Origin of the sequence: Parabacteroides sp. AF27-14, assembly GCF_003635425.1 — a bacterium.
Lineage (GTDB): Bacteria > Bacteroidota > Bacteroidia > Bacteroidales > Tannerellaceae > Parabacteroides > Parabacteroides distasonis.
This window is the reverse complement of record NZ_QTLZ01000002.1, coordinates 133,022-158,592: the sequence shown is the minus strand read 5'-3', so window position 1 is coordinate 158,592 and position 25,571 is coordinate 133,022. Positions and strand designations below refer to the sequence as shown.

Here is a 25,571-nt window from a genome sequence, read left to right as displayed (position 1 = left end):
TAGCTTTATAAATCATAAAAATTAAATAGGCTATAATATGATAAATTACACTATTCCAAAGGACATTGAAAAGGATGCTAAGGTATATATGCAGAATGTACTGGAACAGCTAGATAGTACTGGTATGTTAGAGAATGTGGATAGTGCAGCTTTAACAATGCTGGCTAGAAACTATAGTATGTTCATTAAGGCATCCAAACAGTTAGAAGATGAAGGTTTGACTGTTACCAGTGATAGAGGTAACATAGCACCGCACCCAGCTATTAAGATTGCTAAAGATGCACAAACACAAGCTATGAAAGTTATGCTGGAGTTCGGACTAACAGCTAAAGCTAGAACTAAATTGCCTAAAGTAGAGCAGGACGGATATAGCCCGTTTGAGCAATTTATAAAGGAAGGAAAGGAAGTTAGATAATGAATACCAAACTTTACTATGATTACTGTAGTAAGGTTCTTAATGGTGAAATAATAGCTGGTGAGACTATTAAGCTGGCTTGTAAGAGATTCCAGAATGACCTTAAAAGGGATGATTTGGAATTTAAAGAGGATAAGGTAGATAGAGCCATTCTATTCATTAGCACATTGAAGCATTATACAGGTAAACATTCTGGTAAACCATTCACCTTAGAAGGATGGCAGCAATTTATAATAGCTAATATAGTTGGATTCTACTGGAAGGGAACTACTACCAGAAGATATACTAGCAGCTATATAGAAGTAAGTAGAAAGCAGGGTAAGACAGCTTTAGCTGCTGCTTTATGCTTGTATTATTTAATAGCTGATGGTGAAGATGGTGCAGAAGTATTATTGGCTGCTAATAGCAAGGAACAGGCTAAAATTGCATTCGATATGTGTAGCAAGTTTAGTAAGGGACTGGATTCTAAAGGTAAGTATCTTACCGCTTATAGGGCTGATATTCTGTTTAACCTTACTAATTCCAAGTTGAAAGTATTGGCTGCTGATGATAGTAAGTTAGATGGTTTTAATGCCAGTTTTGGGTTGTTGGATGAATATCACGCCGCTAAGAATAGTAAGGTTAGGGATGTTATCAAGTCTAGTATGGGAATGAGAATGAACCCACATCTTTGTACTATTACTACCGCTGGATTTGACAAGACCTTACCCTGTTATCAATTAAGAACCGTAGCTATAGAGGTGCTGAACGGCTTAAAGATAGATGATGAAATGTTTATAGCTATCTATTCTTTAGATACTGCTGATGATTGGAGAGATGAAATGAATTGGGTTAAATGTGCACCAAACTTAGATATTACAGTTACTTCCAAATACATTAGGGGGCAGGTACAGCAAGCTATTAATAACCCTGCTGATGAAGTCGGAGTTAAAACTAAGACTTTGAATCTATGGTGTGACAGTTCTAATGTGTGGCTTCCAGAAGATTATATAGTTAAGTCCAGTAAAGAAGTTGAGCTTAATAAGTTCGCTGGTATGGATTGCTATGTAGGTGTGGATTTGGCTGCTACTTCGGATTTGACTGCTGTAGCTTACTTAGTAGTACTGGATGGTACTTACTACTTCAAAACACATTACTATCTTCCAGAATCAGCATTAAAGGATAAGGCAGATAAGGAACTTTACAAATACTGGAAGCAGCAGGGTTATCTTACTGTTACCAGTGGTAATGTTACTGATTATGACTATATAACCGCTGATATGCTTAGATATGCTGATGTGGTTAATATCCAGTCTGTAGGATATGACAAGTATAATGCTACACAATGGGCTATAGATTCTACAGAGCAGGGACTACCATTAGAAGAATATCCGCAAACACTAGGTAACTTTAATATGCCTACTAGAGAACTGGAAAGGCTAATACTATCTGGTAAGGCAGTTATTGATAACAATGAAATAAATAGGTACTGCTTTAGAAATGTTACTTTGAAGTCTGATTATAATGGCAATGTTAAACCGAATAAGGCAGTAGACAAGAAGAAGATAGATGGAACTATAGCAATGATACAGGCTTTAGGTATGTTTTTGCGAAACCCTAGATTTAGCAATGAAATAATCACAATATAATGGGACTCTTTACTAATTGGTTTAAAAAGAAAGAACCAGCGCAGGAAACCAGAGGGTTATTCTGTGATTCATTGATGTATAATATGAATGGTGGCTACACTACTAATAAGGCTATGCTTCTTAGTACTGTTTACAGATGCGTGGATGTTATTAGTGACGCAGTGGCACAATTACCATTAGAGCCATACTACATTAATGATTCTGGTTATAAGGAGAAATTTATTAAGCATCCTACCTATTATTTACTGAACAAAGAACCTAATCAGAAGATGAGTAGGTTTACTTTTATAAAGACTTTGATAGTAAGTACACTGCTTAAAGGCAATGGATATGCTTATATAGAAAGAGATACTAAAGGAGATGCAGTAGCACTTCATTATTTACAGCCAGATTATGTTACTATTACTGAACAGAAGGACGGAATTAGATATAGTGTTGTAGGTATTAAAGGACTTGTAGAGCCTTGTAATATGATTCATATACTGAACTTTAGTTATAATGGTATTACAGGTATAAGCACTTTAGAACACGCTAGGCAGACTTTAGGACTGGCTACAGATTCAGAATCACACGCACAAGGATTCTTTAAAGGCGGTGCTAATCTGGCTGGAATCTTAAAGGTACAATCTACTTTAACTGGTAAGCAGAAGGTAGATTTAAAAACTAGCTGGCAGACAGCATTCAGCCCTACTACTGGTACACCTAATGGAGTGGCTGTATTAGAAGGAAATATGGACTTCCAGCCTATTACGGTGAATCCTTCTGATGCGCAGCTATTAGAAACCAGACAGTTTAACGTAATTGATATATGCAGGTTCTTCGGGGTATCACCTGTAAAGGCATTTGACTTATCTAAGAGCAGCTATAGTACTGTTGAGGCTACCCAGTTAGCTTTCCTTACTGATACATTGTCACCATTACTAGAGAAGATCGAATTGGAGTTTGAGCGTAAGCTATATAAGCCTTCTGAAAGAAGTAGAATAGATGTAAGATTTGATACATCTGTATTACTAAGAGCGGATAAACAATCTTTAGCAAACTACTACAATACACTATTTAATATCGGTGTGGTTAGTGCCAATGAGATCAGAAAGCAATTGGATTTACCTGCTGTAGATGGAGGTGATTCCCACTTTGTACAAGTAAACCTTATGGAACTAAAGAACGCTGCTAACAATATACCCACCAATAACGCAATAGACAATGATACAGACAATTTACAAGGGGACTGACTTAGTATTTAATATTAAGTTGGAAGATAAGGACGGTATTCCCTTTAGGGTAAGAAACACTTCTGAATTTATACTTAGACTTTACACCACAAACCCAGCAGAGTTTATAGAATGTAGTTTTAAGGATGGTGATTTGACTGGTATAATTGAGGAGGATAGAATAGATAAGGCGGTTATTAATTCATCTGACCTAGATAAGCTACAATCTGGACTAATCTATTACAGCTACAGCTTTAAAAGTCCTAATGCTATGTTCAATGATGCTTATTATGACGAGGTAGTTAAAGGGCAGACTAATTATTATTTGAAGTAATGGAACTACAGAGAGCAACTAAAGAAGGAGTATTAGAACTGGATAGAATCAGTGCCAAGATTGGTAGTACTGTTAATGCTGTATGGGGAACTGTAGAAGGTGATATTACTAAGCAGACAGACTTACAACTAGAATTGCAAGGTATTAAGGATTCAATACCAGTTACAGTACCCGCTGACGGTGGTAATGCAGATACTGTAAACGGACATACAGTGGAATGTGATGTACCTGCTGATGCCAAGTTTACTGATACTATATATAATGATTCCGCTTTAAAAGCCACTGTAGCCAACAAGGTGGATAAAGTATCTGGCAAAGGTTTGTCTACTAATGATTACACCAATCCAGAGAAGCAGAAATTGGCTGGACTTAGTAACTATGATGATTCAACACTAAGGCAATATATCACGTCTTTAGAGGAACAGAACAAGCTATTAAAGGAGCAAGTGGAAGCACTACAGGCTAGGGTTAATAATAAAGGTTGGATTCTATTAGAATAATAACACGATGAGAGAACTAAGAAACTGTAATGAAATCGTAAAGATGGATTCCAGAACAGTAGAAGGCTATGCTTTAGTATTCGGTAAGCAGTCTAGGGATTTAGGTGGCTTTACTGAAGTAATAGAACCTACAGCCTTAGAAGGTATATTAGAAAGGTCTGATATACTTTGTTTACTGAATCACAATGAGGACAGAGGTATATTAGCTAGGTCTAAATATGGTACTGGAAGCCTAGAATTAACTATAGATGATACTGGACTTAAATACAGGTTTGAAGCACCTAACACTGTTTTAGGTGATGAACTGTTAGAAGGTCTTAGAAGGGGTGACATTAGTACTTCTTCATTTGCCTTTACTATCGGTAAAGATACTTGGACTAAGAAGGAAGATGGTAGTTATTTAAGGACTATCAATAGCTTCAAAGAATTATTCGATGTATCACCTGTATATAGACCTGCGTATGATGATACTAGTGTTAAGATTGACACACGAAGTTTTGAAGCATTTAAAGAGCAGGAGAAGAAAGAACTAGATGCTTACTATGAAGAACTTAGGAGTAAGTTAAACTAATGAACACCTTAGAACTACTGGACAAGAAGGAACTGCTTAAAAAGAGAGCAGAGGAAATTATATCTGGTGCTGAGAAGGAAGTAAGAAAACTAAATGCTGGCGAGCAGGTAGAATTTGATACTCTTACTAAGGAAGTAGCAGATATAGATATTCAGATTAGAAAGATAGAGGAAGATAACCTTAAACAAACAACACATACAACTAATACTATGAAGGAAAAGTTTTCACTTTTAAAGGCTATCAATGATGTAGCCAATAACAGACAATTAGATGAGAGGGCACAAGAGGTAGTAGGTGCTGGTATAGCAGAAATGCGTAAGGCAGGACAATCCTATAGCGGTCAAATTGTATTGCCTATTGAGGAAAGAGCGGATATTCAAGCCACTGTAGCTACAGCAGGACAAGAGAATGTAGCAGAGGATAAATTGGGTATTTTAGAGCCATTGAGAGCTAGTCTAGTATTGGCACAAGCTGGTGCTTCTTATATGACTGGTTTAGTGGGTAATGTATCTATTCCTGTTTATTCTGGTTCTAATGTTAAATGGGCTGGTGAAAACAGTGATGCAGAAGATGGTGCAGGTACATTCAGTGAAGTAAACCTAGAGCCTAAAAGACTGACTGCATATATCGACGTATCTAAGCAGTTCTTAATTCAAGATTCTAACAGTGCAGAAGAAATGTTGAAACGTGATATTGTATCAGCTATTTCTAATAAGTTGGAAGCTACTATTTTGGGTACTGCTGCTGGTTCTGCTACACAACCTGCTGGTTTGCTTAATGGTGTAACTGCTGATACTGCTGCTGTTACTTATACAGACTTTGTAAATATGGAAGCTACATTGGAAAAGGCTAACGTAAGAGGTGATATTAAATTTATCGTATCTCCATCTGCTAAGGCTGTATTAAAGACAACTGCCGTAGGTGGTACGAAGTCTGATTTTAATATGATAATGAAGGATGGCGAAGTAAATGGTTATCCTGTGCTTTGCACATCTGCTGTAGCTGATAAAGGCATTGTTTACGGTAACTTTAGTGATCTGGTAATTGGTCAATGGGGCGGAATCGACTTAACAGTAGATCCATATACACAGGCTGCTAAAGGTAAAGTAAGACTTGTTATCAATGCTTACTTTGATGCTAAGCCTAGAAGAGCAGAAGCATTTGTTAAGAAGGTTCTTAAAGCCTAATTATAGTCTATTTAATAAGTAGTAAGCTATGTATATAACTTTAGAACAAGCTAAGAAACACCTGCTAGTAGATGAGGATTTTAGGGCAGATGATATGTACATTCTGGACTTAATTACTGTAGCAGAGGATTCAGTATCTAAACATTTAGACATAGCTTTAGATGAATTAGAAACAGGTGGTACTTTACCACCTGCTATAATTCACGCTATGTTACTAATGATAGGTAACTTATATGCAAATAGAGAGCCTGTAGCATTTGGTACAGTAGTTAAACTGCCTTATAGTTATGAATACCTTATAGGACTTTATAAACACTATGAAATAAAATGAGAGCAGGACTATTAAATTATCTGATTAGCATTCAAGCACCTGTAGTAGTTAAAGATGTATATGGGGCTAATGGTATAGATTGGAGAGATATTATAAGTACCAGAGCGCAGGTTACATATAATACTGGAAACAGACAGAACCAGAATAATGAAATAATCCACTGCTATACAGTTACCTTTACCATAAGGTTATATCACAAGGTTAATGAACAAATGCGAATTATTTGGAATGGTAATAAGTATAGGATTCTTAGTATTAACCGAGAATTATATAAGCAATCAATAACCATAGTAACTGAATTGATAAATGAATAATATAGAGGTAGATGCCAGACAGGTTACTTCTATGTTCGCTGATTTGACAAGCAGACAGCAAAGGCAGGTCTATAGAAATGCTTTAAGAAAGGGTGCTGGTATCTTAGTCGGTGAAACTAAAAGACAGCTAAGGCAGACTTTAGGCAGGGCAGCTTCTAGTAGAAACTGGTGGAATGGTAAGACCTTAATAAGTGGAATCAAAGCTAATGCTGATAGAAACGGAGAAGAAGCTAAAGTACATATTATGGGTGACTTTAGATTGAAGTTCTTTGAACTTGGTACCAGAGTTAGAAGAACCACTGGTAGTAATACTGCATCTGTTAGAGGGAGGAATCCTATTAGAAGGCAGAGAGTAGCAGCTAATAGAGGTAATATCAATGCAGCACATTTCTTTAGAACAGCTAAAACCAATAAGGAAAGAGAAATCTTTGATAATATGGATAACCTTATAAGCCAATCAATTCAGAGAATAGCAAATAGAACCAGACGATGAGTTTACAAGTAGGCAAAGCAATATATAACTTGCTTAGTAATGATGCTAATGTTACTGGCAGGGTACAAAATAAAATATATCCCTTAATTGCTGATACAGGTACTACATTTCCATTCATTGTTTATAGAAGAACAGGTATAGAACCATCTGATAGTAAAGATAGGTTTATCTATAAAGAAGATACTTATGTAGAAGTAGCTATAGCTTCTGATAAGTATAATGAAAGTATAGAAATAGCTGATTCGGTAAAGGATGCCTTACAAGGTAAAAGGGGTAACTATTCTGGTATTAACATACAGGATATTAGAATGACAAACGCAGATGAGGATTATATAGAAGATACATTCATTCAGAACCTTACATTCAACATAAAGACAAATGGCAGGACAAGTAATTAATGGCGGTGATTTGATGCTGTTTATAGATGGCAAATCTATAGCATTCGCAACCAGCCACAAACTAAGTATAAATGTAGAAACAGTGGAAACCACTTCTAAGGATAGCGGTGGTAAATGGGTAGCTAAGGCTGCTAGAAAGATTAGCTGGAACTGTAGTACTGAGAACCTTTATTCTAATGATGGTGAAGGTATGACTTTTGACCAGTTATTCGATAAGCTGACAGCCAGAACACCTATCAAGGCTGTATTCTGCTTAGAGAAAGATTATTCAACAAAGAAGGATGAAGTACCAGAAGGGGGATGGTTGCCAGCTACTACTGGAATTTATTCGGGTAATGTTATTATTACAGCACTGGAGGCTAATGCGCCTAATGGAGATAACGCAACATTTACAGCTTCATTTGAAGGTGTTGGAGCACTTACAAAGACAGCATAATTATAAGCCTTTATATCTCTAGGTTATGGAGGTGTAAAGGCTTTCTTATTTTAAATACTTATTGATATGACTATTAAAGGACAAGACTACAAACTGAAATATACTCTAAGGGCACTATTCATTTATGAGCAAGTAACAGGAAAGATATTCAAATTGGAAACAGTTACAGATGAATATTTATTCTTCTATTGTATATTGGCTGCTAATAACCCAGATATGCAATTAACCTTTGACGAATTGATAGATGCCATTGATGAGGATATGAATTTAATGCTGGAGTTTCAGAGCTTCTTAAAGAAGGAACTGGAGAAGCAACAGCTATTCATTACTAATAATACAGATGCTAAAAAAAAGTCCTAACCACTAAGGAGATATATTCAGCCTTAGTAATAGAAGGTGGACTAGACCCAGAATATGTATTAGACAAGATGCGGATGTATGAGCTAGAACCACTGATTAGCAATTTACATAAGAAAGACAGGAATAGCTGGGAACAGGCTAGAATGATAGCTTATGTTATAGCGCAATGTAACAGTACTAAGAAGTTAAAGCCTACTGATATAATGCAGTTTACTTGGGATGAAGAAAGTTCTACTAATGATACATCTATTAGTAATGAAGATATTAAGAGATTACGAGAGAAAGCTAAACAATATACAACACATAATTAAATATGGCTGATTTAGTAACCAGACTATTATTAAATAGTAGTCAATTCGATAATAATATAAGGCAGTCCACACAACAAGTACAGCAGTTCCAACAGGTAGGCAGGAATATCACAGCTACCATAGGTAGGTTTGCAGGCGTATTAGGTGTAGCTTATGGAGCAACGGAACTATTACAAAAAGGACTTAACAGTAATGCAGCCTTACAAGATAAATATAACTCTTTAATGCGTACTGGTTCTACTGTTACAGAGCAATTCTTTTCATCTATCTATTCTGGAGATTGGACAGTATTTAATAATGGAATATTAAACGCTATTAAGAATGCAAAAGACTATGTAGATACTTATAGAAAGCTACAAAAGACCTTGCAAGTTAATAGTATTAGATATGAGCAAACAGATGCTAAAAAGAACCAACTGGAATCTATTATAGAAGATGATTCTTTAGCTCCAGAGGTTAGAAAGAAGGCACAGCAGGAATTAGATAAACTCCTTATAATGGGTATTGCCGACATTAGAGAGATGACAGATACAGTTACCAAAGGATTAGAAAAGATGATAACTAAAACTGTTGGAGAGGGTAAGTATATGAATACTGGTAACGCTCAAAAGCTAGTTCTAGATGTATATGATGAGAATAGTGATGTAAGAAAAGAACTAGAGAAATACAGGGCTGCTAGGGATGCTGCTAACACTGGACAATCATTATACCAAATGACAGGTAAAGGTAGTTATCAAGACTGGAGCAACCAAGTAAAGCAATATAATACATATACCAAAGAAGCCAGAGAAAGAAATGACGAGCTAATAAGATTGGCAGATTCCTTGAATGAAGAAGTATTTAATTCCTTTACAGACCTATTCGACAAATTGAATGATTTGAATGATAAGGCTGGTACTTGGGAGAAAGATAGAGCTGGTGCGAGGGATGAAATAGCTGGAATTAAAACTAGTACTTCTGTAAAAACAAGTGAAGTTATTCCTGTTGGTACTATAGTAGAGTTACAGAAGAAAATTGGAAGCCTTAGAAAGAGTTATGAAAGTGCGGCAGATGAAGGTTCTAGAGTTGGATTTATGAAGGCTATTAATGAAGCCGAAACACAATTAAAGATGATGCAATTAAGGGCTACAGGAACACCTTTATTAGTCGGTGGAGATATTAGTAAGCCTGTTGGAAAAAATGTAACAGACGATTTAAAATCTGGCTCTATTCAAATCAAACCAGTATCTACTGGTGCTATTGAACTGAATAATGATTATGCTGATTCTCTATCAAATATTGCTACTGTAATGGGTTCTATTACCAATATAACAAATGAAGGTGCTGGAGCTTGGTTAAGCTATGGAGCAAACATAGTTAATTCTGTTGCTGCTGCTATACCTGCTCTTACTTCACTAACTACAGCTTTAACAGCTAAGGCTGCTGCTGAAAGTGCAGGTAGTGCCGCTGCTGTGCCTGTTGTTGGTTGGATTAATGCTATTGCTGCTATTACAGCTATTACTGCTGCTATGGCTTCTATACCTAAGTTTGCTAATGGCGGTATTATTGCTGGTAATAGTACTATTGGTGATTACAATATAGCTAGAGTAAATAGTGGTGAAATGATTCTCAATAACAGGCAGCAGAAGAATCTGTTTAACCTTTTAGATGGTAAAGGTGGGACTTCCGTTAATGCTGGTGGAGAGGTTAAATTAAGAATCGAAGGCAGGGATTTGGTAGGCGTTCTTAATTCTCAAACAAGTAAGACAAGTAAATACAAGTAATATGTACAACCTTATATATACAGTACCATTTACTAATGTAGATGGAGAAGCCTTAACTGTACAAATACTAGAAGATGGTGGAACTGGATCACCTGTAGAACTTACAGGTGGCACACCACCATTCATAGTAGATGTAAATGACGAAGATTTTTTATACAATCCTACTAGATTCAGTGGAGCTACTTTAAAATTAGTTGGAAGTGATTACTTACAGAAGTTATTCAGTACGCAATACCAGAGATTTAAAGTTAATTTGGTAAAGGCTGGATCTGTTATCTGGACTGGCTTCATAACACCAGAACTATATTCACAGGACTATGATAACAATTTATTCGAATTGAATATAGAGTGTATATCGGCTTTATCTACTTTGGAGTACATAGACTTTAAAGATGAAGGAGCTACTATTACATTGATGGATATTATTAAGAAATGTATCACTGAAAGTAAAGGTGATTTTAGAGCAGTTTATATGCCTAATACATATACATCTTCTTTAAATGGTATAACTGTAAGTACAGCTAACTTCATTGATGAGGATGGCAAAGCAATGCCTTTAAAGGAATGTATGGAAGAAGTTTGCAAGTTCCTTAACTGGACTATTACAGAATATGATGGAATAGTGTACTTTATTGATATGGACTATATAAAGGCTGGTAAAACTAGTTATATCAATATATTTACTAGCACAACTACTACCCTATCTTCTACTATTAATTTAAGGGATATACCATCTAAAGGAAACAACAACCAATTATCCATATTAGGTGGGTATAATAGGGCTGTGGTGATAGACAGTGATTATGAGGCCGATAAAGACAGTCTCTATCCAGAATCTAATTTCAAATGGCAAGTTCCTATGTACAGTAAATCCAAGGAGTTCAATGGCAAAACATATATAAAGAACTTTGCGGAATCAGAAGCATTCGAGCCTGTTTACTATGCTGGTAACAGTACATCTTTCACTAAGGTAGACGATGGGTTTAGCTTGGATAAGCAGAAACAAAGGGCAGGGACTTTCTTAACACAGGTAGCCAGCTATGATACAGGTAACAAACCAGTTAAACTGAACTATGAGGACTTGTTTGAGATAAAACAATATGATGATTATGGGACTGTTAAATATTTATGGCAGACAGGTGATCTGGAGTTCCCTGTTATAAGGACTAAAACGGCATCACCTACCATAGTATTTGATACAGATACCAAGTTGTGTATAGATTTCAAGTTGATGATACAAGTTACAGATGATTGGGGATTACCTATAGAGGGTGACAGTATGAAAGGAGGTAGTGACTGGAACAATGATTTTATCTATATACCTGCCAAGCTCAGAATAGGTGATTATTACTATAATGGGACAAGCTGGACTGCCAACAGTGATAACTATTTTAAGCTATATACAGATTGTGACAAGAATAAGATAACCGCTAAATGGCTGAATGCCAGAAATACCAATGACTTCACAACAGGCTATGATGAGCTTACTGGTACATTGATAAATATAGATAAGGTAATGGTTGGGGATCTGGAGCTTACATTATATAGTCCCAAGTTCCCTAATGTTGAAATGGCTATATTGTTCCCGCCTAGCTATATGTTCGTCAAGGATATATCTTTACAGAGCCAACGTAAGGAGGGTAACACATCTGGAGAGAAGAAAGATACCAAGTATGAGAATGTGGTGAATGAATCCTATATCAATGCCCTAGACGATATTACATTCAAGATAACATCCAAGAATAATAGTGAGTTATCATTCAGTAAGGCTATAGTAGGAACGGCCATACTGGATACTCTCACTAATACTATTGATAATACGTCTAATAAGCCAGAAGAATATCTAATAAAAAGGATAATCAACCAATACAAGCAACCGAAGGTCAAACTTCTACAGGTGATTAAGCCAGAAGTACAGCCTTATTCAATTATTACGGATAGCTATCTGTCTGGTAAGAGGTTTGTATTTGCTGGAGGAAGGATCAATTATGAAGATAATAGCATAGAATGTAACCTTATAGAACTTAATTAACTATGGATATAACAAGTAGCAGAATAGCAGCCACGCCTAGAAGTAAGTACCATAAATACGGATATGGAGGTAGTAATATTTCTGTTAGTGGTGGTTCTAATGTAGACCTAAGTAATTATGTAAAGCTGGCTGGAGAGGAAAGCCAGACTATAGAAGGTAATGTAGGAGCTACAGGGGATATAGTCGCTTACAGTACCAATGAAATTAAAGAGAAATATCCTATAGCATCCCCAACGGCTTTAGGAACTATAAAAGTTGGTGAGAATCTGACTATAACAGATGATGGCACGTTAAATGCCGAGGCTGGTGGGGCTAGTAGCTGGAATGATATAAAGGATAAGCCTAGCACCTTCACCCCTTCCAAGCATACACATACCAAAGCTGAAATATCAGACTTCTCACATACACATACCAAGTCACAGATCACGGACTTTAGCCATACCCACAAGATGCAGGACATATCAGATTTCAACGGTGTTACATTAGATACAGACCAGACTATAACAGGACAAAAGACCTTTAGTAAGACTATTTTAGGGCAGGCTGATATAATAGCCTATTCCACGGGCATAAGTAAGGAGCTGTTCCCTATAGCCAGTAAGACCGCTATAGGATGTGTAAAGATAGGAGATAATATTAATGTATCTGGGGACGGTACGATTAGCGTTAATATTGATGGTGGTGAGGCTGGTTCTGTGGATTGGGATAATATCAATAACAAACCTTCCTCATTCACACCTTCAACGCATACACACGATGATAGGTATTACACAGAGACAGAGATTAACACCAAGCTAAATTCCAAATCCAATACAGATCACACGCATAGTAATTACGCTTCCACCATTACAACCACTGGGACAGGTAACGCAGTGACCTCTATAAGTCAAAGCGGCAATACAATCACTGTGACCAAGGGTGCTACATATAATAACTATACACATCCAACTAATCACCCTGCCAGTATAATCACGCAGGACGCTACACATAGATTCATTACTGATACGGAAAGAACTAACTGGAATGATGCCAATAGCAAGAAGCACTCACATAATAATAAAGGCTACCTAGATATTATTAACCAGAACCTAGCCACTACCAATGATGTTAATTTCAAATCGGTTAAGGCTACAGGGGATATAATAGCCTATAGTACTGGTACTACGAGTGAGAAGTACCCAATAGCATCCACCAACGCACTAGGATGTGTAAAAATCGGTAGTGGTATATCTGTATCTTCCGATGGTACTATAAGTGCCACAGGTACTACTGGTGGAGGAAAGTGGGGAGAGATCACGGGTACGCTAAGTAACCAGTCTGATCTACAGACAGCCTTCAATGGCAAGGCTAACAGTTCACATACACATAACTACGCTAGCACTGTAAAAGTAGGTGTAACTGCTTATAATATTAGTGGAAATACAATTTCTATACCAGCATATCCAACAACCTTAAAGAATCCAAACGCTTTAACAATATCACTTAATGGTACTTCACAGGGTGCTTATGATGGATCAGCTGCTAAATCATTCAATATCACAGCCGCAAGTATTGGGGCTGCTGCAAGTTCTCATTCACATAGTAATTATGCCTCTACTGTATCTACTACAGGCAGTGGTAATGCAATTACAGCAATTAGCCAAAGTGGTAATACAATCACTGCAACTAAAGGGAGTACATTCTCTTTAAGTAATCATACACATAGTTATATACCTTTGAGCGGTGGAACTATGACTGGTGGACAAATAGCTAGGGCAGGATCTTCACAAAGCTGGATGAACGGTCGTAAGGGCGCAATGATCGTACTTAATAGTGCTGGAGCAAGTCAATATATGCCTATATGGTCTTGCAAGTCACAGGCTGGTAGTTGGGATTGTGGTACATATACCGAGAACAGGTTACATTTCAGCTATATAACTGACACCAATTATAACGCTGGAACTAACACCCAAACTGCAAACATTTATTTCAATACCAATGGAACTATTACCGCTGGTTTAAATGGCAATGCCACTACCGCCACAACATTACAAACCATTAGAACTATCAACGGTACTAATTTTAATGGCTCTGCCAATATCACTACAGCCAATTGGGGTACAGCCAGAAATATAGGTATAGTATCGTCCGATGGTACTGGTGTGGGATCTGTGGTTAGTGTTAATGGCAGTGGTAATGTGAATTTGAAGTTACCAGCTACAATCAAGGCTTCAATAACAGGAAATGTAAGTGGTAACGCTGGGACAGCGACAAAGTTGCAAACCGCTAGAACCATTTGGGGGCAATCATTTAATGGTAGTACTAATATCAGTGGTAATATGACAGGTGTAGGTAGTATCACAGCAAGTGGATTGATAAAGACTACTAACAGCGTACAGGCAGATGGGGATGTTATAGCATATAAGACTAGTACAGGTGGGGCTAGTCCCTTCAAGTATTGGCTACCATCCGTTGATACCAATGGTAATTTAAGCTGGTCTAACAGTACTTCCACTACAACACCAACAACAAGGAATATCAGAGGCCCACAAGGGCCTACAGGTCCCAAAGGAGCTACTGGTGCGACAGGTCCACAAGGTCCAAAAGGTGATAAAGGAGCTACTGGTGCTCAAGGGCCAGCGTGGAACGGTGGTACTATTACCCAATCAGCGATAGTGAAGGCTACGTGGGGCTTCTGGGGTATTGACGCTGGTTCTGGACTTAACTTCTACCTATCGCAACGGGGGGATAAGAATATTTACTTCTGTTGGGGTGGAACCGATAAGAATAAGGCGAGCTTATCGCCTACTGGTAATATGTACGTAGCTGGTAATTATTCTAATGGTTCAGATATAAGGTTAAAGGAAAGAGGCATAAATGTCTCTAACGTATTGGATAAGATCAGCGACTTATCCACCTTTTATCATAAGAGACTGGATATTGGAGACGATGTGACACGTATAGGGGTTAGCGCACAGGATGTACAGAAGGTCTTTCCAGAAGTTGTAGGAACAGCCAATATGCCCGAATATGGAGATATATTAACCGTGGATTATGCCACATTAGCCACTACCGTAGCCATTAATGGCTGTAAGGAGCTACATCAACTCATCAAAGAGCAACAAGCAAAGATAGAAGCTTTAGAGACTAGATTAAGTGATTTAGAAACTAAAACGAATTAATTATGACACTTCCAAACACAAATATAAGCATAATGGATGTAAGGAACGCAATAGGATGCCCTTCTACGGATTTAGGTACTTTATGCGCAAAGGCATATGATGGAGGTAAAGATGGCTATGCTTTCAATATCGTAGAGAATGGTGGAGGAAAGTGGGATGGTAGCTTGATTACTGACAACAAAGGTTTTCCCGCCGCCTATCCTTATTGGAATATATGGTCTTCTAAAAGTCCCGCATATTGGGCTTTACCAGATTCTATCAATAAACCTTGTTATTTGAGGCTCAAACACGACAGCAGTAATAACTATTATTACAGTCTAGGGGCATTTGCGGGACATAAGACAGATGCTAGACCACCGATGCAAAGTGATATTGATGTCACCTTTAGACAGAACCAAACAGTCTTAAATCAAAACATAAGGGTTAAGGTTGATATGGGTGATTATAATTGGACTGGTCTGGTTAGCGGTGTTAATGCTGTTAGAATCATTGTGTACGAGGACACAAATATGACTAAGATATTGGCCTCATCAAAAGCCGCCATAGACGGTTACGCCACTATTATACTTAACGGAATCAACACTAGTGGAGCGTATTCTCGTACATATCCAATGACTATGACTTTAGGCCACGCAACAGCCATAGGCACAGATCGAGAGGATTTTAATGATTTGTGCATCTTACCTGTTATTGGCAGTTTTACCATTAACGTAGTAGCAGCCACAACTATGGTTGTAAACGCTTCTATCACGGCTAGGAATGGAAATGCGAATGTAAGGGGAACTGTTTCCACTACTGGCTTTGGACAGAATCTTATATCCAATAAGGCTACGACCAACTCTTTTATACGAGGTTTATCTGGTTACTATTTAAAGGAGGTAAAGATAGTATGTACAAATTCCTCTGGTAAGGAGGTATATAATAAGATACGTTCTCCACATTATAGCGATTCCCCTGCTGATCCAACTGGATTTAAGGAAACAATAGGAGAAGTTACCCTTAGTGCCTATATACCTAGCGATGCTTGGAATACGATCACTAATGATGGTTGCAGATTAACGGCTACATTAATATATGATAAACTATAATGCCCTATGACTAAAACTAGAGTTAAGACAGAATTAGCAGCCGCAATAGTACTAGTATTAGTAGGATGCTTCTTGTTAATTGCTGGTATATTTATTCCACCTATAGGAATTATTCACCCTTCTGTACTGATAGCATTTGGAGAGATAGCTGTATTTGCTGGTAGCCTATTTGGAATAGATTTACATTATAGACTGGAATTTCATAAGATAAAGGCAGAAGTAGGAGCAGATAAGATAGAAGATAAATAATTAGGAGCCTGTTTGCCTTTATTGGTGGACAGGCTTTTTAATTATCTTTACGGAATGAAATATATAGATTACTATTATAAGGAAATTCAGCTCTATGCCATTATAGATGGTGGTAGATACTATTCAGTGAATCCAGATAACTTTACTGCTGTTTGGTGGGCAGGGAAGTATGTGCCAAAAGTGGACTTTGATACATTTAATGAGCAGGTGGAATTTAATGGGGACAAGGAAGAACTGTATATGTTGTGCTGCTATATAATATATGTAATAGAACAGCATTACTTTGTAAAGCTAAGACCTACATTAGAAGAATTAAATGCAGATGGTTTGGAAGGTATCACATTAAAGTATAAGAAGGGTTCAGACATTACTTTAAACAGCGGTAGCATTATTAAAGATGTTGCTAATGCTATTGGTGCTAGTAGGAATGGAGAATACAAGGTAGATAGTATATGTAAGTTAGATGAAGTGGCTAATAATACTTACTTACAAAGTATGTTCACTGTAGAACTGGCTAACTTTCTACATTACTACTTCCCTGTAAAAAGAAAGAAGGATAGTCTGGTTAGTACAGATGAACAAGATATGATTATAAAGATTCTGCACCTGTTTAAACTAACACCTTATTTAGTTGTACGAAGTAGATACAGGCAGTTATTAATGCTAGCTGATAGATTCAAGGAGAATCTTAGCTGGATAAACTTGCAAGATCAGTTATTACCTGTAACATTTATAAAGTGGAAGCAGTGGAACACGAACAACTGGCTAGAGGTTGAATATGATAAACTTAAAGAAGGAGAAACTGTTAGCTTTCCACCTTTAGGAAGTAACAATTAATTCTAGCGTTATGTAAATTAGTTCTGATACTTTTGCCGCCAGTTAAATAACTGGTGTGCTAGATACCTATATAAGCCCACAGGGCAGTGGCATCATTTTATGAGTAACATAGTTACTATTAAAGGTCAAGAAATAGACCTTACAGATCGCAAGGTTCAATGTGAAACCTTCGGTAAACAGTTTAAGGCAGAAGCTACTGCCTATGAGTACATTAAGATGTGTGATGAACGTATCAAAAGCTACGAGGGTTACATTGCTAATCTAAAGGAGCTTAGGGAGGTAAAACAGCGTGAGAAGGCAGAGGAACACAAGGATGAATTAAGAGTCTTGTTAGCTTCTATGGATGACGAAGAGCGAACTAAATTTATTAACAGTTTAAACAGATGAGTATGGACACACAGACTAAAGAATTAGTCCAGCTTTGGAATTTACTGGATTTAGGTTTAGAATTGAATGGTAGATATGCTGATACAGGCATTATTAATGAAGGTGATGAAGGTGTAGTTATTGATGTTACTGCAATAGCTGAAACTGCTGAACAGTGGAATGAACCAATAGAACCAAGGCAGGCAGATTGGTTTGAAGCTGCTGGTATTGTAGGTGTAGCCAGTCTAGTGAATGCCTATATGGAAGATCCGACCAGTTATCAAAGGGGGTCTGTTAATTCATTAGTAAAGCTGGTAGGCGATAAGCTATTACAGACTTTTGAAGGGAAACGAGTTGAAATAGAATTTTAAACTAATAGCCAGTTGCCAATAATGGCTGCTGGCTTTAAAACCAAATAAGAATGAGAGTGTTAGAAGGAAAAGAATTAGAAGATTATTTAAAGCAGATGCAAGAATGGGAAGCAAAGAAAGCTAAAGCTATAGAAGATGCTTTCCAAAGAGAGATAGAAACAGGTGATGATATTACTAATTTATTATGGACTTATACAGATAGTAATCTCAGATGGGAACTATTTGCAGACCTTGCAGAGAAGGACAAACTATCTGATGAAGCCTTTAATAAGGGACTGGCTACAGCTTGGACTGAGGGCAGAGGTACAGGAGATTTTAGGGCTATACAATACTTTATGAGGTGTAAGAAGGAATTAGTAATGAATGAAGAAGAACTAGCCTATTATAATAGATTGCCCGATAAGGTTACTTTGTATAGAGGTTGTAGTATGGATGAGTATGAAGATGAAGATGGAGATAGTTGTTTTGGTATTTCTTGGACTACCAGTAGAGAGATAGCAGAGTTCTTTGCATTTAGAAATGAGCAGGAAGATACTGCTGTATATTCTATAGAGGTTGATAAGGAAGATATTAAAGCTGTATTCTTATCTAGGAATGAATTTGAAGCTATATGTTTTGGTGGTGATGAAGTTACTTTGGTTACAGATGAGCCTACAGAACTATATACTAAGTATATGGAACGGAGGAAGCAGGAACTATTTCAACCAAAATGATAAATATTTCTATATCATTTCTTGCATAATGATATATTATTATATATCTTTGTAATGTCAAATAAAAGCAGTGTTCTATGAAACCATTAAAAGTTAATGAGGTCTTAGACCTCTTAAAAAAGGATGGTTGGTATAAGGTAGGGCAAGAAGGCAGCCACAGACAGTATAAGCATCCTACTAAAAAGGGCAGGGTTACTGTTAACGGTAAACTTAGTGATACTTTAGACCAGTTCAGACTGAACAGCATTTTTAAACAAGCAGGGTGGAAGTAATTCCATCCTGTTTTAAAAACATTATAAGTTATGGAGAAGATTATAGTACAAATTGGATGGTGCGATAATTATTGTGCCGCAAGTGATGAAATATTGGGATGTGTAGCTTGTTCTGATACCATAGAAGGCATTAAAAAGGAATATAGATCAGCGTTAGACTTTCATATAAAAGGAATGCTGGAAGATGGTGATGAATTGCCAGAGAAGTTAAAGAATGAATATGAATTAGTATTTGAACTAGATACTTCCGCAATGCTTCATAGTCTGGATGGAATAGTTACCAGAAAAGCTATTGCTAAAGTTACAGGTATTAATGAAGCTCAACTAACACATTATGCTAATGGCTTTAGGAAGCCTAGACCAGTACAAAGACAGAGGATAATAGACGGCATTCATCAAATAGGTAGAGAATTGACGTTAATAGGATAGCTTTTATTTGATAAAAGGGAACTATGATCTTTAATGATGTAGTTCCCTTTTTTATACATCAAACTTTAGCGGCTCTAATGCTAGAAAGGGATATGGGGTGATATTTTAAGGCGATGGCTCGTTAAACCCCACGCCTCCCTTCTTTACACGGCTGGAATATTTTAAAGTCCCAAATCCTTACGTCCAATTACCTATCTATGGTCACACTCTACTTTATTTTGTTGGAATTAAAATGGAGTTTAGAATAAAAATTCTCTATCTTTGCGATGTTCTATTAGATCATTAAAGAACGAGATCAAGAACTAACTACATAAGTAGCTTATAATCAGACAGTCTTAATTTCTCTAAATAAATATGTATCAGCCGGGGAACGGCATACTTCTCAATATCCCGGCAAGGCAAAGAGAGATAATTCCCCAAGGATTCCGGAACCAGCTCTATCTCTATTTGATAGAAAGAAGCGTATAAAATTTGATGGGAGAGCGTATGCTTTACATTCGATAACCCTTGGGTGATACTCAATTTTCCAGCATCTCCCAATAGGTTACGGAAGGCTTGCGTTTCACACAAACCGGAAAAATCCATCGCATGATCCGTCTCGATCAAAGGAAATTCATACAAGCCGGTCCAGATATCCTTCCCCATCCGTCTGTTCATCCAAGTTTGTCCTTTATATATAATGTATAGATAGTGGAAATAACGATCCCTCGTCTTCGTCTTATTTTGTTTCACCGGATAAGCTTGCACATTGCCGGAAGCGAACGCCACGCATTTATCTTTTAGCGGACACAGCCCGCAGTCCGGGTTTTGAGGAACACATTGCAAAGCACCCAATTCCATGATCGCCTGATTATGCGTCCCTGCGTTCTTAGGGTCCAAGATCATTCCGGCCAGTTCCGCGAATTGCTTTTTACCCTTCGTGGTGTCGATCGGCGTATCTACGGCAAACAAACGGGAAAGTACCCGGTACACATTTCCATCCACGACTGGACACGGTTGGTTCCAAGCAAAGGAGACGATCGCCGCCGCCGTATACTCCCCGATACCTTTCAAGGATAATACCTCTTTATAATTCTCCGGGAAAACCCCGTTAAACCGCTCCATGATAGATTTAGCCGCCGCATGTAAGTTACGAGCCCGGCTATAATACCCCAAGCCCTGCCAATATTTCAGCACCTCATCCTCTTCCGCCGCCGCTAGAGATGCCACATCCGGGAAACGTTCGGTGAAACGCAAAAAATAATCCAATCCCTGTACAACCCGGGTTTGTTGCAATATAATTTCCGATATCCAGATGATATAAGGGTCTCTCGTTTCCCTCCAAGGAAGCTCTCTTTTATAGGTTTCATACCACTCAACCAATATCCGGCTGATTTCTAACTCACTTTCATACTGTAACATAACTGCTCCCTTTCTCACTTTTCAACATCATAACTATTTGATTACCGCAAACATACATATATATTACGAATCGAGAAGAATCTTTTTATTTAAAAATTGAAGCTCAATTCTTTTTCCACTTAAATAAAAAGCTATATATTTGCATTCCAAAAAATTAATAGGTCAAAATCAATTAATTAATTTATAGACATGACTAAAGCAGATATTGTTAGCGAGATTTCAAAAAGCACTGGTATCGACAAACAGACAGTGCTAGCAAGCGTTGAGTCCTTCATGGATATCGTAAAAAGTTCTTTAGCCCAAGGCGAAAACGTTTACTTGAGAGGTTTCGGAAGTTTCGTTATTAAGAAGAGAGCTCAAAAGACAGCTCGTAATATTTCAAAAAATACTACGATCATCATCCCGGAACACAACATTCCGTCATTCAAGCCGGCTAAGACTTTTATTGGTGAAGTTAAGTAATTAATTATTATACGTTTAATTTAAAATTTTAAAGCGATGCCTAGCGGAAAGAAAAGAAAAAGACATAAAATGTCTACGCACAAGCGCAAAAAGAGACTGAAGAAGAATAGACATAAGAAGAAATAAGTCTATCTAACGAACTCTAAAGAACAAACTTAATAAGTGACCTTTTAAGTTTGTTCTTTGCGTATTTTATAAGGTCTGATCTTAAAAACACATCTTAAGTGATTAGTGAATTAGTAGTTGATGTACAGCCCAAAGAGGTATCTATCGCCGTCTTGGAGGACAAGAGCCTTGTGGAGCTCCAAAAGGAGGCCCGCAACGTCTCGTTCGCCGTTGGTGATATCTATCTAGGTAAGGTTAAGAAGCTGATGCCGGGCTTAAACGCTGCGTTCATTGATGTCGGTTACAAAAAGGATGCGTTTCTTCACTATTTGGACTTAGGTCCTAACTTCAACACCCAACAGAAATATTTAAAGCAATTGCTGAGCGATCCCAAAAAGGCGCCGGTACTGTCGAAAACTCAGATTCTACCGGAGATCGAAAAGAACGGGAGTATTAGCGACGTGCTAAAAGTAGGACAAGAGGTGTTGGTTCAAATTGCTAAAGAGCCTATCTCGACGAAAGGTCCCCGATTGACTTCCGAGCTTTCTTTTGCCGGAAGATATATCGTGCTGATACCGTTCGCCGATAAAGTATCTGTCTCCACCAAAATTAAATCAAGCGAGGAACGAGCCCGTTTGCGTCAGTTAATCCAAAGTATCAAACCGAAGAATTTCAGTGTTATCGTACGGACATCCTCGGAGGGCAAGCGTGTCGCGGAGCTTGATCATGAACTAAAGACATTGGTGAAACGATGGGAAGATAATATCGTGAAGGTGCCTAAACTCAAAGCTCCGGCTATCGTTTATGAAGAAACGGCACGTACCGTAGCTTTACTTCGGGATATATTCAACCCCTCTTTCCAAAATATTTATGTAAATGACAAGGAGGTCTACAATAATGTCCGCGACTATGTAAGCTTGATCGCACCGGGACGGGAAGAAATCGTACAGTTATATACGGGAGAGCTTCCTATCTTTGACAACTTTGCGGTCACCAAGCAAATCAAGTCGCTATTCGGACGAACTGTCACTTACAAGAGTGGAGCTTACTTGATTATCGAGCACACGGAAGCTATGCACGTTATCGACGTGAACAGCGGGAACCGTTCCAAAGGCAGCGATGCTCAAGAGAAGACAGCTATCGACGTAAATATAGCCGCCGCCGATGAGATCGCCCGTCAGCTCCGCTTACGAGACATGGGAGGTATCATCGTTATAGACTTTATCGATATGGCAGAGGCTGCCAACCGGCAAAAGCTATTTGAACACATGACAAAGGCAATGGCAAATGACCGGGCTAAACACAACATCCTTCCTCTTAGTAAGTTTGGCTTGATGCAGATTACCCGTCAGCGGGTACGTCCGGCAATGGACGTGGATACGTCAGAAGACTGCCCATCCTGTTTCGGAACAGGAACGGTTAAGCCTTCCATCCTGTTTACCGACAGCCTGGAAGAAAAAATAGATTGCTTAGTAAACAAACATCACGTGAAGAAATTCACCCTGCATGTACATCCGTATGTCGCAGCGTATGTGAACAAGGGGTTGTTCCCCTTGAGCATGAAGTGGAAAATGAAGTACACCCATGGTTTAAAAGTTATTCCCAATCAAAGTCTCGCCTTTCTTGAATACAAATTCTTTGATGCCGACAAGAATGAGCTTGACATGAAAGAAGAAAAGGAAATAATCAACAAATAACAAGAGAAGCCCCGGGCCTATTAAAACGGTTCCGGGGCTTTTTGTATCCTGCCAAACCGTCAAAATGTCACGATTCATGACACGTATTATTTATTTTCAAACCCGAACTTCTTTGGCACGGCATTTGTTGAATACTATGTGAATCCTTTCAACAAGGAGGATGACGGACGATGAATAATAACAATTAAAATATTTACAATCATGGGAAAGATTATTGGAATCGACTTAGGAACAACCAACTCTTGTGTTGCCGTATTGGAAGGTAACGAACCGGTTGTTATTGCGAACAGCGAAGGTAAAAGAACAACACCTTCAATCGTAGCTTTCGTAGAAGGCGGCGAGCGTAAGGTAGGTGATCCCGCAAAACGTCAGGCTATCACCAATCCTGAAAAGACTATATTCTCTATCAAACGTTTCATGGGTGAAACTTATGACCAAGTACAAAAGGAAATCAATCGCGTTCCTTATAAAGTAGTGCGTGGTGATAACAACACTCCTCGTGTAGATATCGAAGGACGTTTGTATACTCCGCAGGAAATCTCAGCGATGATCCTGCAGAAAATGAAAAAGACAGCTGAGGATTATTTGGGACAGGAAGTAACGGAAGCCGTTATCACAGTACCTGCTTACTTTAGTGACGCTCAACGTCAGGCTACGAAAGAGGCTGGTGAGATCGCAGGTTTAACCGTACGCCGTATCGTAAACGAACCGACTGCCGCTTCTTTGGCTTATGGTTTGGATAAGACGAACAAAGATATGAAGATCGCCGTATTCGACTTAGGTGGTGGTACATTCGATATCTCCATCCTTGAGTTAGGTGACGGCGTATTCGAGGTAAAATCAACAAACGGTGATACTCACCTTGGTGGTGATGACTTCGACCACGTAATCATCGACTGGTTGGCTGAAGAATTCGAACGTGAGGAAGGCGTAGACTTACGTAAAGACCCGATGGCTTTACAACGTTTGAAAGAAGCTGCCGAGAAAGCGAAGATCGAGTTGTCAAGTACGACTAGCACGGAGATCAACTTGCCGTATATCATGCCGGTAAACGGTATTCCAAAGCACTTGGTTAAGACTTTGACTCGTGCTAAATTCGAGCAATTGGCTGACGGTCTGATCCAAGCATGTATCGAACCGTGCCGTCAATCCTTGAAAGACGCAGGTTTGTCAACTTCTGATATCGACGAAGTGATCTTGGTAGGTGGTTCTACTCGTATCCCGGCCGTACAGGCTATCGTTGAGAAATTCTTCGGTAAAGCTCCGTCTAAGGGCGTTAACCCGGATGAAGTAGTAGCCGTAGGTGCAGCGATCCAAGGTGGTGTATTGACAGGTGAGGTTAAGGACGTATTGTTGTTGGATGTTACTCCGCTGTCTTTAGGTATTGAGACAATGGGTGGTGTAATGACTAAATTGATCGAGTCTAACACGACCATCCCGACCAAGAAGTCCGAGACATTTACGACTGCTGTAGACAACCAGCCTTCTGTTGAGATCCACATCTTGCAAGGAGAGCGTTCTTTGGCTAAAGACAACAAGTCTATCGGCCGTTTCCACCTAGATGGAATACCTGCCGCACAACGTGGTGTCCCTCAGATCGAGGTTACATTCGATATCGACGCCAATGGTATCTTGAACGTATCCGCCAAGGATAAAGGAACCGGTAAAGTACAAAGTATCCGTATCGAGGCTTCCAGCGGTTTGAGCGACGACGAAGTTAAGCGTATGAAAGAGGAAGCTGCTTCTAACGCTGAGGCCGACAAGAAAGAGAAAGAGCGTATCGACAAGTTGAATCAAGCGGATAGCATGATCTTCCAGACTGAGAAGCAATTGAAAGATCTTGGCGACAAGCTTCCGGCAGACAAGAAAGCTCCGATCGAAGGTGCCTTGAACAAATTGAAAGAAGCTCATAAGGCTCAGGATATCGCAGGTATCGATGCTGCTATGGCAGAATTGAACAGCGTATTCCAAGCAGCTAGCCAAGAAATGTACAACGCTCAAGGTGGCGGCGCTCAAGGCGGCCCGCAAGCAGATCCTAACTTCGGTGGTCAACAAGCTGGCGGTAACGCAGGTAGCAGCAACAACAGCAAAGACGGTAACGTTACGGACGTTGACTTTGAGGAGGTAAAATAAAAA

Annotated in this window: 29 protein-coding genes; 28 read left to right on the top strand and 1 reads right to left on the bottom strand. The window is 38.5% G+C overall.

Annotation, left to right across the window (positions count from 1 at the left end; genetic code table 11):
- Positions 1 to 37: 37 nt before the first annotated feature.
- From DWY79_RS02910 to DWY79_RS02790, 25 genes are all read left to right on the top strand, one after another.
- Entirely contained in the window at positions 38 to 415 is a 378-nt protein-coding gene (locus DWY79_RS02910) for a phage terminase small subunit P27 family (RefSeq protein WP_122145643.1), read from the top strand.
- Entirely contained in the window at positions 415 to 2,043 is a 1,629-nt protein-coding gene (locus DWY79_RS02905; RefSeq protein ID WP_122368828.1) for a terminase large subunit, read from the top strand. Before DWY79_RS02910 ends, DWY79_RS02905 begins: the two co-directional genes overlap by 1 nt.
- Positions 2,043 to 3,275, top strand: coding sequence for a phage portal protein (locus DWY79_RS02900; protein WP_122145642.1), 1,233 nt, complete (start codon positions 2,043 to 2,045; stop codon positions 3,273 to 3,275). Before DWY79_RS02905 ends, DWY79_RS02900 begins: the two co-directional genes overlap by 1 nt.
- A complete protein-coding gene (locus tag DWY79_RS02895) occupies positions 3,247 to 3,588 on the top strand; it encodes a hypothetical protein (protein ID WP_008780130.1) in 342 nt (113 codons plus the stop codon). Before DWY79_RS02900 ends, DWY79_RS02895 begins: the two co-directional genes overlap by 29 nt.
- Complete coding sequence (locus DWY79_RS02890) at positions 3,588 to 4,088, top strand: hypothetical protein (protein WP_008780129.1); 501 nt, start codon at positions 3,588 to 3,590, stop codon at positions 4,086 to 4,088. The genes DWY79_RS02895 and DWY79_RS02890 overlap by 1 nt, the downstream gene beginning before the upstream one ends.
- A 7-nt stretch (positions 4,089 to 4,095) precedes the next feature.
- Entirely contained in the window at positions 4,096 to 4,659 is a 564-nt protein-coding gene (locus DWY79_RS02885; protein ID WP_122368827.1) for an HK97 family phage prohead protease, read from the top strand.
- A complete protein-coding gene (locus tag DWY79_RS02880; protein ID WP_122368826.1) occupies positions 4,659 to 5,846 on the top strand; it encodes a phage major capsid protein in 1,188 nt (395 codons plus the stop codon). The genes DWY79_RS02885 and DWY79_RS02880 overlap by 1 nt, the downstream gene beginning before the upstream one ends.
- A gap of 28 nt (positions 5,847 to 5,874) precedes the next feature.
- Positions 5,875 to 6,177, top strand: coding sequence for a head-tail connector protein (locus DWY79_RS02875; protein ID WP_122368825.1), 303 nt, complete (start codon positions 5,875 to 5,877; stop codon positions 6,175 to 6,177).
- Positions 6,174 to 6,491 carry a phage head closure protein gene (locus DWY79_RS02870; RefSeq protein ID WP_122368824.1) on the top strand — a complete coding sequence of 106 codons (318 nt, stop codon included), beginning with the start codon at positions 6,174 to 6,176 and terminating at the stop codon, positions 6,489 to 6,491. The genes DWY79_RS02875 and DWY79_RS02870 overlap by 4 nt, the downstream gene beginning before the upstream one ends.
- The gene (locus tag DWY79_RS02865) at positions 6,484 to 6,984 is read left to right on the top strand and encodes a hypothetical protein (protein ID WP_122368823.1); all 501 of its coding nucleotides are present in this window, start codon (positions 6,484 to 6,486) and stop codon (positions 6,982 to 6,984) included. The genes DWY79_RS02870 and DWY79_RS02865 overlap by 8 nt, the downstream gene beginning before the upstream one ends.
- Positions 6,981 to 7,382 (top strand): DUF3168 domain-containing protein, encoded by a 402-nt coding sequence (locus tag DWY79_RS02860; RefSeq protein WP_122145636.1) that lies wholly within the window; start codon positions 6,981 to 6,983, stop codon positions 7,380 to 7,382. The genes DWY79_RS02865 and DWY79_RS02860 overlap by 4 nt, the downstream gene beginning before the upstream one ends.
- Positions 7,363 to 7,818, top strand: coding sequence for a phage tail tube protein (locus DWY79_RS02855; RefSeq protein WP_122368822.1), 456 nt, complete (start codon positions 7,363 to 7,365; stop codon positions 7,816 to 7,818). Before DWY79_RS02860 ends, DWY79_RS02855 begins: the two co-directional genes overlap by 20 nt.
- Before the next feature lie 66 nt (positions 7,819 to 7,884).
- Positions 7,885 to 8,178 carry a hypothetical protein gene (locus tag DWY79_RS02850; RefSeq protein ID WP_122368821.1) on the top strand — a complete coding sequence of 98 codons (294 nt, stop codon included), beginning with the start codon at positions 7,885 to 7,887 and terminating at the stop codon, positions 8,176 to 8,178.
- 74 nt (positions 8,179 to 8,252) lie between these two features.
- Positions 8,253 to 8,489 carry a hypothetical protein gene (locus tag DWY79_RS02845; protein WP_224201675.1) on the top strand — a complete coding sequence of 79 codons (237 nt, stop codon included), beginning with the start codon at positions 8,253 to 8,255 and terminating at the stop codon, positions 8,487 to 8,489.
- 2 nt (positions 8,490 to 8,491) lie between these two features.
- On the top strand, positions 8,492 to 10,252 hold the full coding sequence (locus DWY79_RS02840; protein ID WP_122368819.1) for a hypothetical protein: 1,761 nt from the start codon (positions 8,492 to 8,494) through the stop codon (positions 10,250 to 10,252).
- Between the two features lies 1 nt (position 10,253).
- Positions 10,254 to 12,284 (top strand): hypothetical protein, encoded by a 2,031-nt coding sequence (locus DWY79_RS02835; RefSeq protein ID WP_122368818.1) that lies wholly within the window; start codon positions 10,254 to 10,256, stop codon positions 12,282 to 12,284.
- A 2-nt stretch (positions 12,285 to 12,286) separates the two neighbouring features.
- Positions 12,287 to 15,445: a tail fiber domain-containing protein gene (locus tag DWY79_RS02830; RefSeq protein ID WP_122368817.1), complete on the top strand. Its 3,159-nt coding sequence runs from the start codon at positions 12,287 to 12,289 to the stop codon at positions 15,443 to 15,445.
- Between the two features lie 2 nt (positions 15,446 to 15,447).
- Complete coding sequence (locus tag DWY79_RS02825) at positions 15,448 to 16,533, top strand: hypothetical protein (protein ID WP_122368816.1); 1,086 nt, start codon at positions 15,448 to 15,450, stop codon at positions 16,531 to 16,533.
- Between the two features lie 6 nt (positions 16,534 to 16,539).
- A complete protein-coding gene (locus tag DWY79_RS02820; RefSeq protein ID WP_122368815.1) occupies positions 16,540 to 16,782 on the top strand; it encodes a hypothetical protein in 243 nt (80 codons plus the stop codon).
- Between the two features lie 54 nt (positions 16,783 to 16,836).
- Positions 16,837 to 17,619 (top strand): hypothetical protein, encoded by a 783-nt coding sequence (locus tag DWY79_RS02815; protein ID WP_147431800.1) that lies wholly within the window; start codon positions 16,837 to 16,839, stop codon positions 17,617 to 17,619.
- A 99-nt stretch (positions 17,620 to 17,718) separates the two neighbouring features.
- On the top strand, positions 17,719 to 18,006 hold the full coding sequence (locus tag DWY79_RS02810) for a hypothetical protein (RefSeq protein WP_022192827.1): 288 nt from the start codon (positions 17,719 to 17,721) through the stop codon (positions 18,004 to 18,006).
- Positions 18,007 to 18,008: 2 nt separating this feature from the next.
- On the top strand, positions 18,009 to 18,356 hold the full coding sequence (locus DWY79_RS02805; RefSeq protein WP_122368813.1) for a hypothetical protein: 348 nt from the start codon (positions 18,009 to 18,011) through the stop codon (positions 18,354 to 18,356).
- A 50-nt stretch (positions 18,357 to 18,406) separates the two neighbouring features.
- Positions 18,407 to 19,069 carry a hypothetical protein gene (locus tag DWY79_RS02800; protein ID WP_122368812.1) on the top strand — a complete coding sequence of 221 codons (663 nt, stop codon included), beginning with the start codon at positions 18,407 to 18,409 and terminating at the stop codon, positions 19,067 to 19,069.
- A 77-nt stretch (positions 19,070 to 19,146) separates the two neighbouring features.
- Positions 19,147 to 19,341 carry a type II toxin-antitoxin system HicA family toxin gene (locus DWY79_RS02795; RefSeq protein ID WP_008780113.1) on the top strand — a complete coding sequence of 65 codons (195 nt, stop codon included), beginning with the start codon at positions 19,147 to 19,149 and terminating at the stop codon, positions 19,339 to 19,341.
- Positions 19,342 to 19,371: 30 nt separating this feature from the next.
- A complete protein-coding gene (locus tag DWY79_RS02790) occupies positions 19,372 to 19,770 on the top strand; it encodes a type II toxin-antitoxin system HicB family antitoxin (RefSeq protein WP_122368811.1) in 399 nt (132 codons plus the stop codon).
- Positions 19,771 to 20,076: 306 nt separating this feature from the next.
- On the opposite strand, the gene mutY is transcribed toward DWY79_RS02790, so the two are convergent.
- Positions 20,077 to 21,171 carry an A/G-specific adenine glycosylase gene (gene mutY / locus DWY79_RS02785; RefSeq protein WP_122368810.1) on the bottom strand — a complete coding sequence of 365 codons (1,095 nt, stop codon included), beginning with the start codon at positions 21,169 to 21,171 and terminating at the stop codon, positions 20,077 to 20,079.
- Positions 21,172 to 21,360: 189 nt separating this feature from the next.
- Between mutY and DWY79_RS02780 the strand changes: the two genes are divergently transcribed.
- From DWY79_RS02780 to dnaK, 3 genes are all read left to right on the top strand, one after another.
- Positions 21,361 to 21,633, top strand: a complete 273-nt coding sequence (locus tag DWY79_RS02780; RefSeq protein WP_005854607.1) for an HU family DNA-binding protein — start codon at positions 21,361 to 21,363, stop codon at positions 21,631 to 21,633.
- A gap of 224 nt (positions 21,634 to 21,857) precedes the next feature.
- The gene (locus DWY79_RS02775) at positions 21,858 to 23,435 is read left to right on the top strand and encodes an Rne/Rng family ribonuclease (RefSeq protein ID WP_005864710.1); all 1,578 of its coding nucleotides are present in this window, start codon (positions 21,858 to 21,860) and stop codon (positions 23,433 to 23,435) included.
- 201 nt (positions 23,436 to 23,636) lie between these two features.
- Positions 23,637 to 25,568: a molecular chaperone DnaK gene (dnaK, locus tag DWY79_RS02770; protein ID WP_057329031.1), complete on the top strand. Its 1,932-nt coding sequence runs from the start codon at positions 23,637 to 23,639 to the stop codon at positions 25,566 to 25,568.
- Positions 25,569 to 25,571 lie beyond the last annotated feature (3 nt).

Excerpts from the sequence above, each read along its gene's own strand:
- DWY79_RS02895 (WP_008780130.1), top strand. The coding sequence starts at position 3,247 with ATGATACAGACAATTTACAAGGGGACTGACTTAGTATTTAATATTAAG.
- DWY79_RS02875 (WP_122368825.1), top strand. The coding sequence starts at position 5,875 with ATGTATATAACTTTAGAACAAGCTAAGAAACACCTGCTAGTAGATGAG.
- mutY (WP_122368810.1), bottom strand. The coding sequence starts at position 21,171 with ATGTTACAGTATGAAAGTGAGTTAGAAATCAGCCGGATATTGGTTGAG.
- DWY79_RS02850 (WP_122368821.1), top strand. The coding sequence starts at position 7,885 with ATGACTATTAAAGGACAAGACTACAAACTGAAATATACTCTAAGGGCA.
- DWY79_RS02845 (WP_224201675.1), top strand. The coding sequence starts at position 8,253 with ATGTATGAGCTAGAACCACTGATTAGCAATTTACATAAGAAAGACAGG.
- DWY79_RS02880 (WP_122368826.1), top strand. The coding sequence starts at position 4,659 with ATGAACACCTTAGAACTACTGGACAAGAAGGAACTGCTTAAAAAGAGA.
- DWY79_RS02805 (WP_122368813.1), top strand. The coding sequence starts at position 18,009 with ATGGACACACAGACTAAAGAATTAGTCCAGCTTTGGAATTTACTGGAT.
- DWY79_RS02810 (WP_022192827.1), top strand. The coding sequence starts at position 17,719 with ATGAGTAACATAGTTACTATTAAAGGTCAAGAAATAGACCTTACAGAT.
- dnaK (WP_057329031.1), top strand. The coding sequence starts at position 23,637 with ATGGGAAAGATTATTGGAATCGACTTAGGAACAACCAACTCTTGTGTT.
- DWY79_RS02795 (WP_008780113.1), top strand. The coding sequence starts at position 19,147 with ATGAAACCATTAAAAGTTAATGAGGTCTTAGACCTCTTAAAAAAGGAT.
- DWY79_RS02890 (WP_008780129.1), top strand. The coding sequence starts at position 3,588 with ATGGAACTACAGAGAGCAACTAAAGAAGGAGTATTAGAACTGGATAGA.
- DWY79_RS02800 (WP_122368812.1), top strand. The coding sequence starts at position 18,407 with ATGAGAGTGTTAGAAGGAAAAGAATTAGAAGATTATTTAAAGCAGATG.
- DWY79_RS02860 (WP_122145636.1), top strand. The coding sequence starts at position 6,981 with ATGAGTTTACAAGTAGGCAAAGCAATATATAACTTGCTTAGTAATGAT.
- DWY79_RS02780 (WP_005854607.1), top strand. The coding sequence starts at position 21,361 with ATGACTAAAGCAGATATTGTTAGCGAGATTTCAAAAAGCACTGGTATC.
- DWY79_RS02840 (WP_122368819.1), top strand. The coding sequence starts at position 8,492 with ATGGCTGATTTAGTAACCAGACTATTATTAAATAGTAGTCAATTCGAT.
- DWY79_RS02855 (WP_122368822.1), top strand. The coding sequence starts at position 7,363 with ATGGCAGGACAAGTAATTAATGGCGGTGATTTGATGCTGTTTATAGAT.
- DWY79_RS02870 (WP_122368824.1), top strand. The coding sequence starts at position 6,174 with ATGAGAGCAGGACTATTAAATTATCTGATTAGCATTCAAGCACCTGTA.
- DWY79_RS02865 (WP_122368823.1), top strand. The coding sequence starts at position 6,484 with ATGAATAATATAGAGGTAGATGCCAGACAGGTTACTTCTATGTTCGCT.
- DWY79_RS02885 (WP_122368827.1), top strand. The coding sequence starts at position 4,096 with ATGAGAGAACTAAGAAACTGTAATGAAATCGTAAAGATGGATTCCAGA.
- DWY79_RS02820 (WP_122368815.1), top strand. The coding sequence starts at position 16,540 with ATGACTAAAACTAGAGTTAAGACAGAATTAGCAGCCGCAATAGTACTA.
- DWY79_RS02910 (WP_122145643.1), top strand. The coding sequence starts at position 38 with ATGATAAATTACACTATTCCAAAGGACATTGAAAAGGATGCTAAGGTA.
- DWY79_RS02905 (WP_122368828.1), top strand. The coding sequence starts at position 415 with ATGAATACCAAACTTTACTATGATTACTGTAGTAAGGTTCTTAATGGT.
- DWY79_RS02825 (WP_122368816.1), top strand. The coding sequence starts at position 15,448 with ATGACACTTCCAAACACAAATATAAGCATAATGGATGTAAGGAACGCA.
- DWY79_RS02790 (WP_122368811.1), top strand. The coding sequence starts at position 19,372 with ATGGAGAAGATTATAGTACAAATTGGATGGTGCGATAATTATTGTGCC.
- DWY79_RS02830 (WP_122368817.1), top strand. The coding sequence starts at position 12,287 with ATGGATATAACAAGTAGCAGAATAGCAGCCACGCCTAGAAGTAAGTAC.
- DWY79_RS02900 (WP_122145642.1), top strand. The coding sequence starts at position 2,043 with ATGGGACTCTTTACTAATTGGTTTAAAAAGAAAGAACCAGCGCAGGAA.
- DWY79_RS02835 (WP_122368818.1), top strand. The coding sequence starts at position 10,254 with ATGTACAACCTTATATATACAGTACCATTTACTAATGTAGATGGAGAA.
- DWY79_RS02815 (WP_147431800.1), top strand. The coding sequence starts at position 16,837 with ATGAAATATATAGATTACTATTATAAGGAAATTCAGCTCTATGCCATT.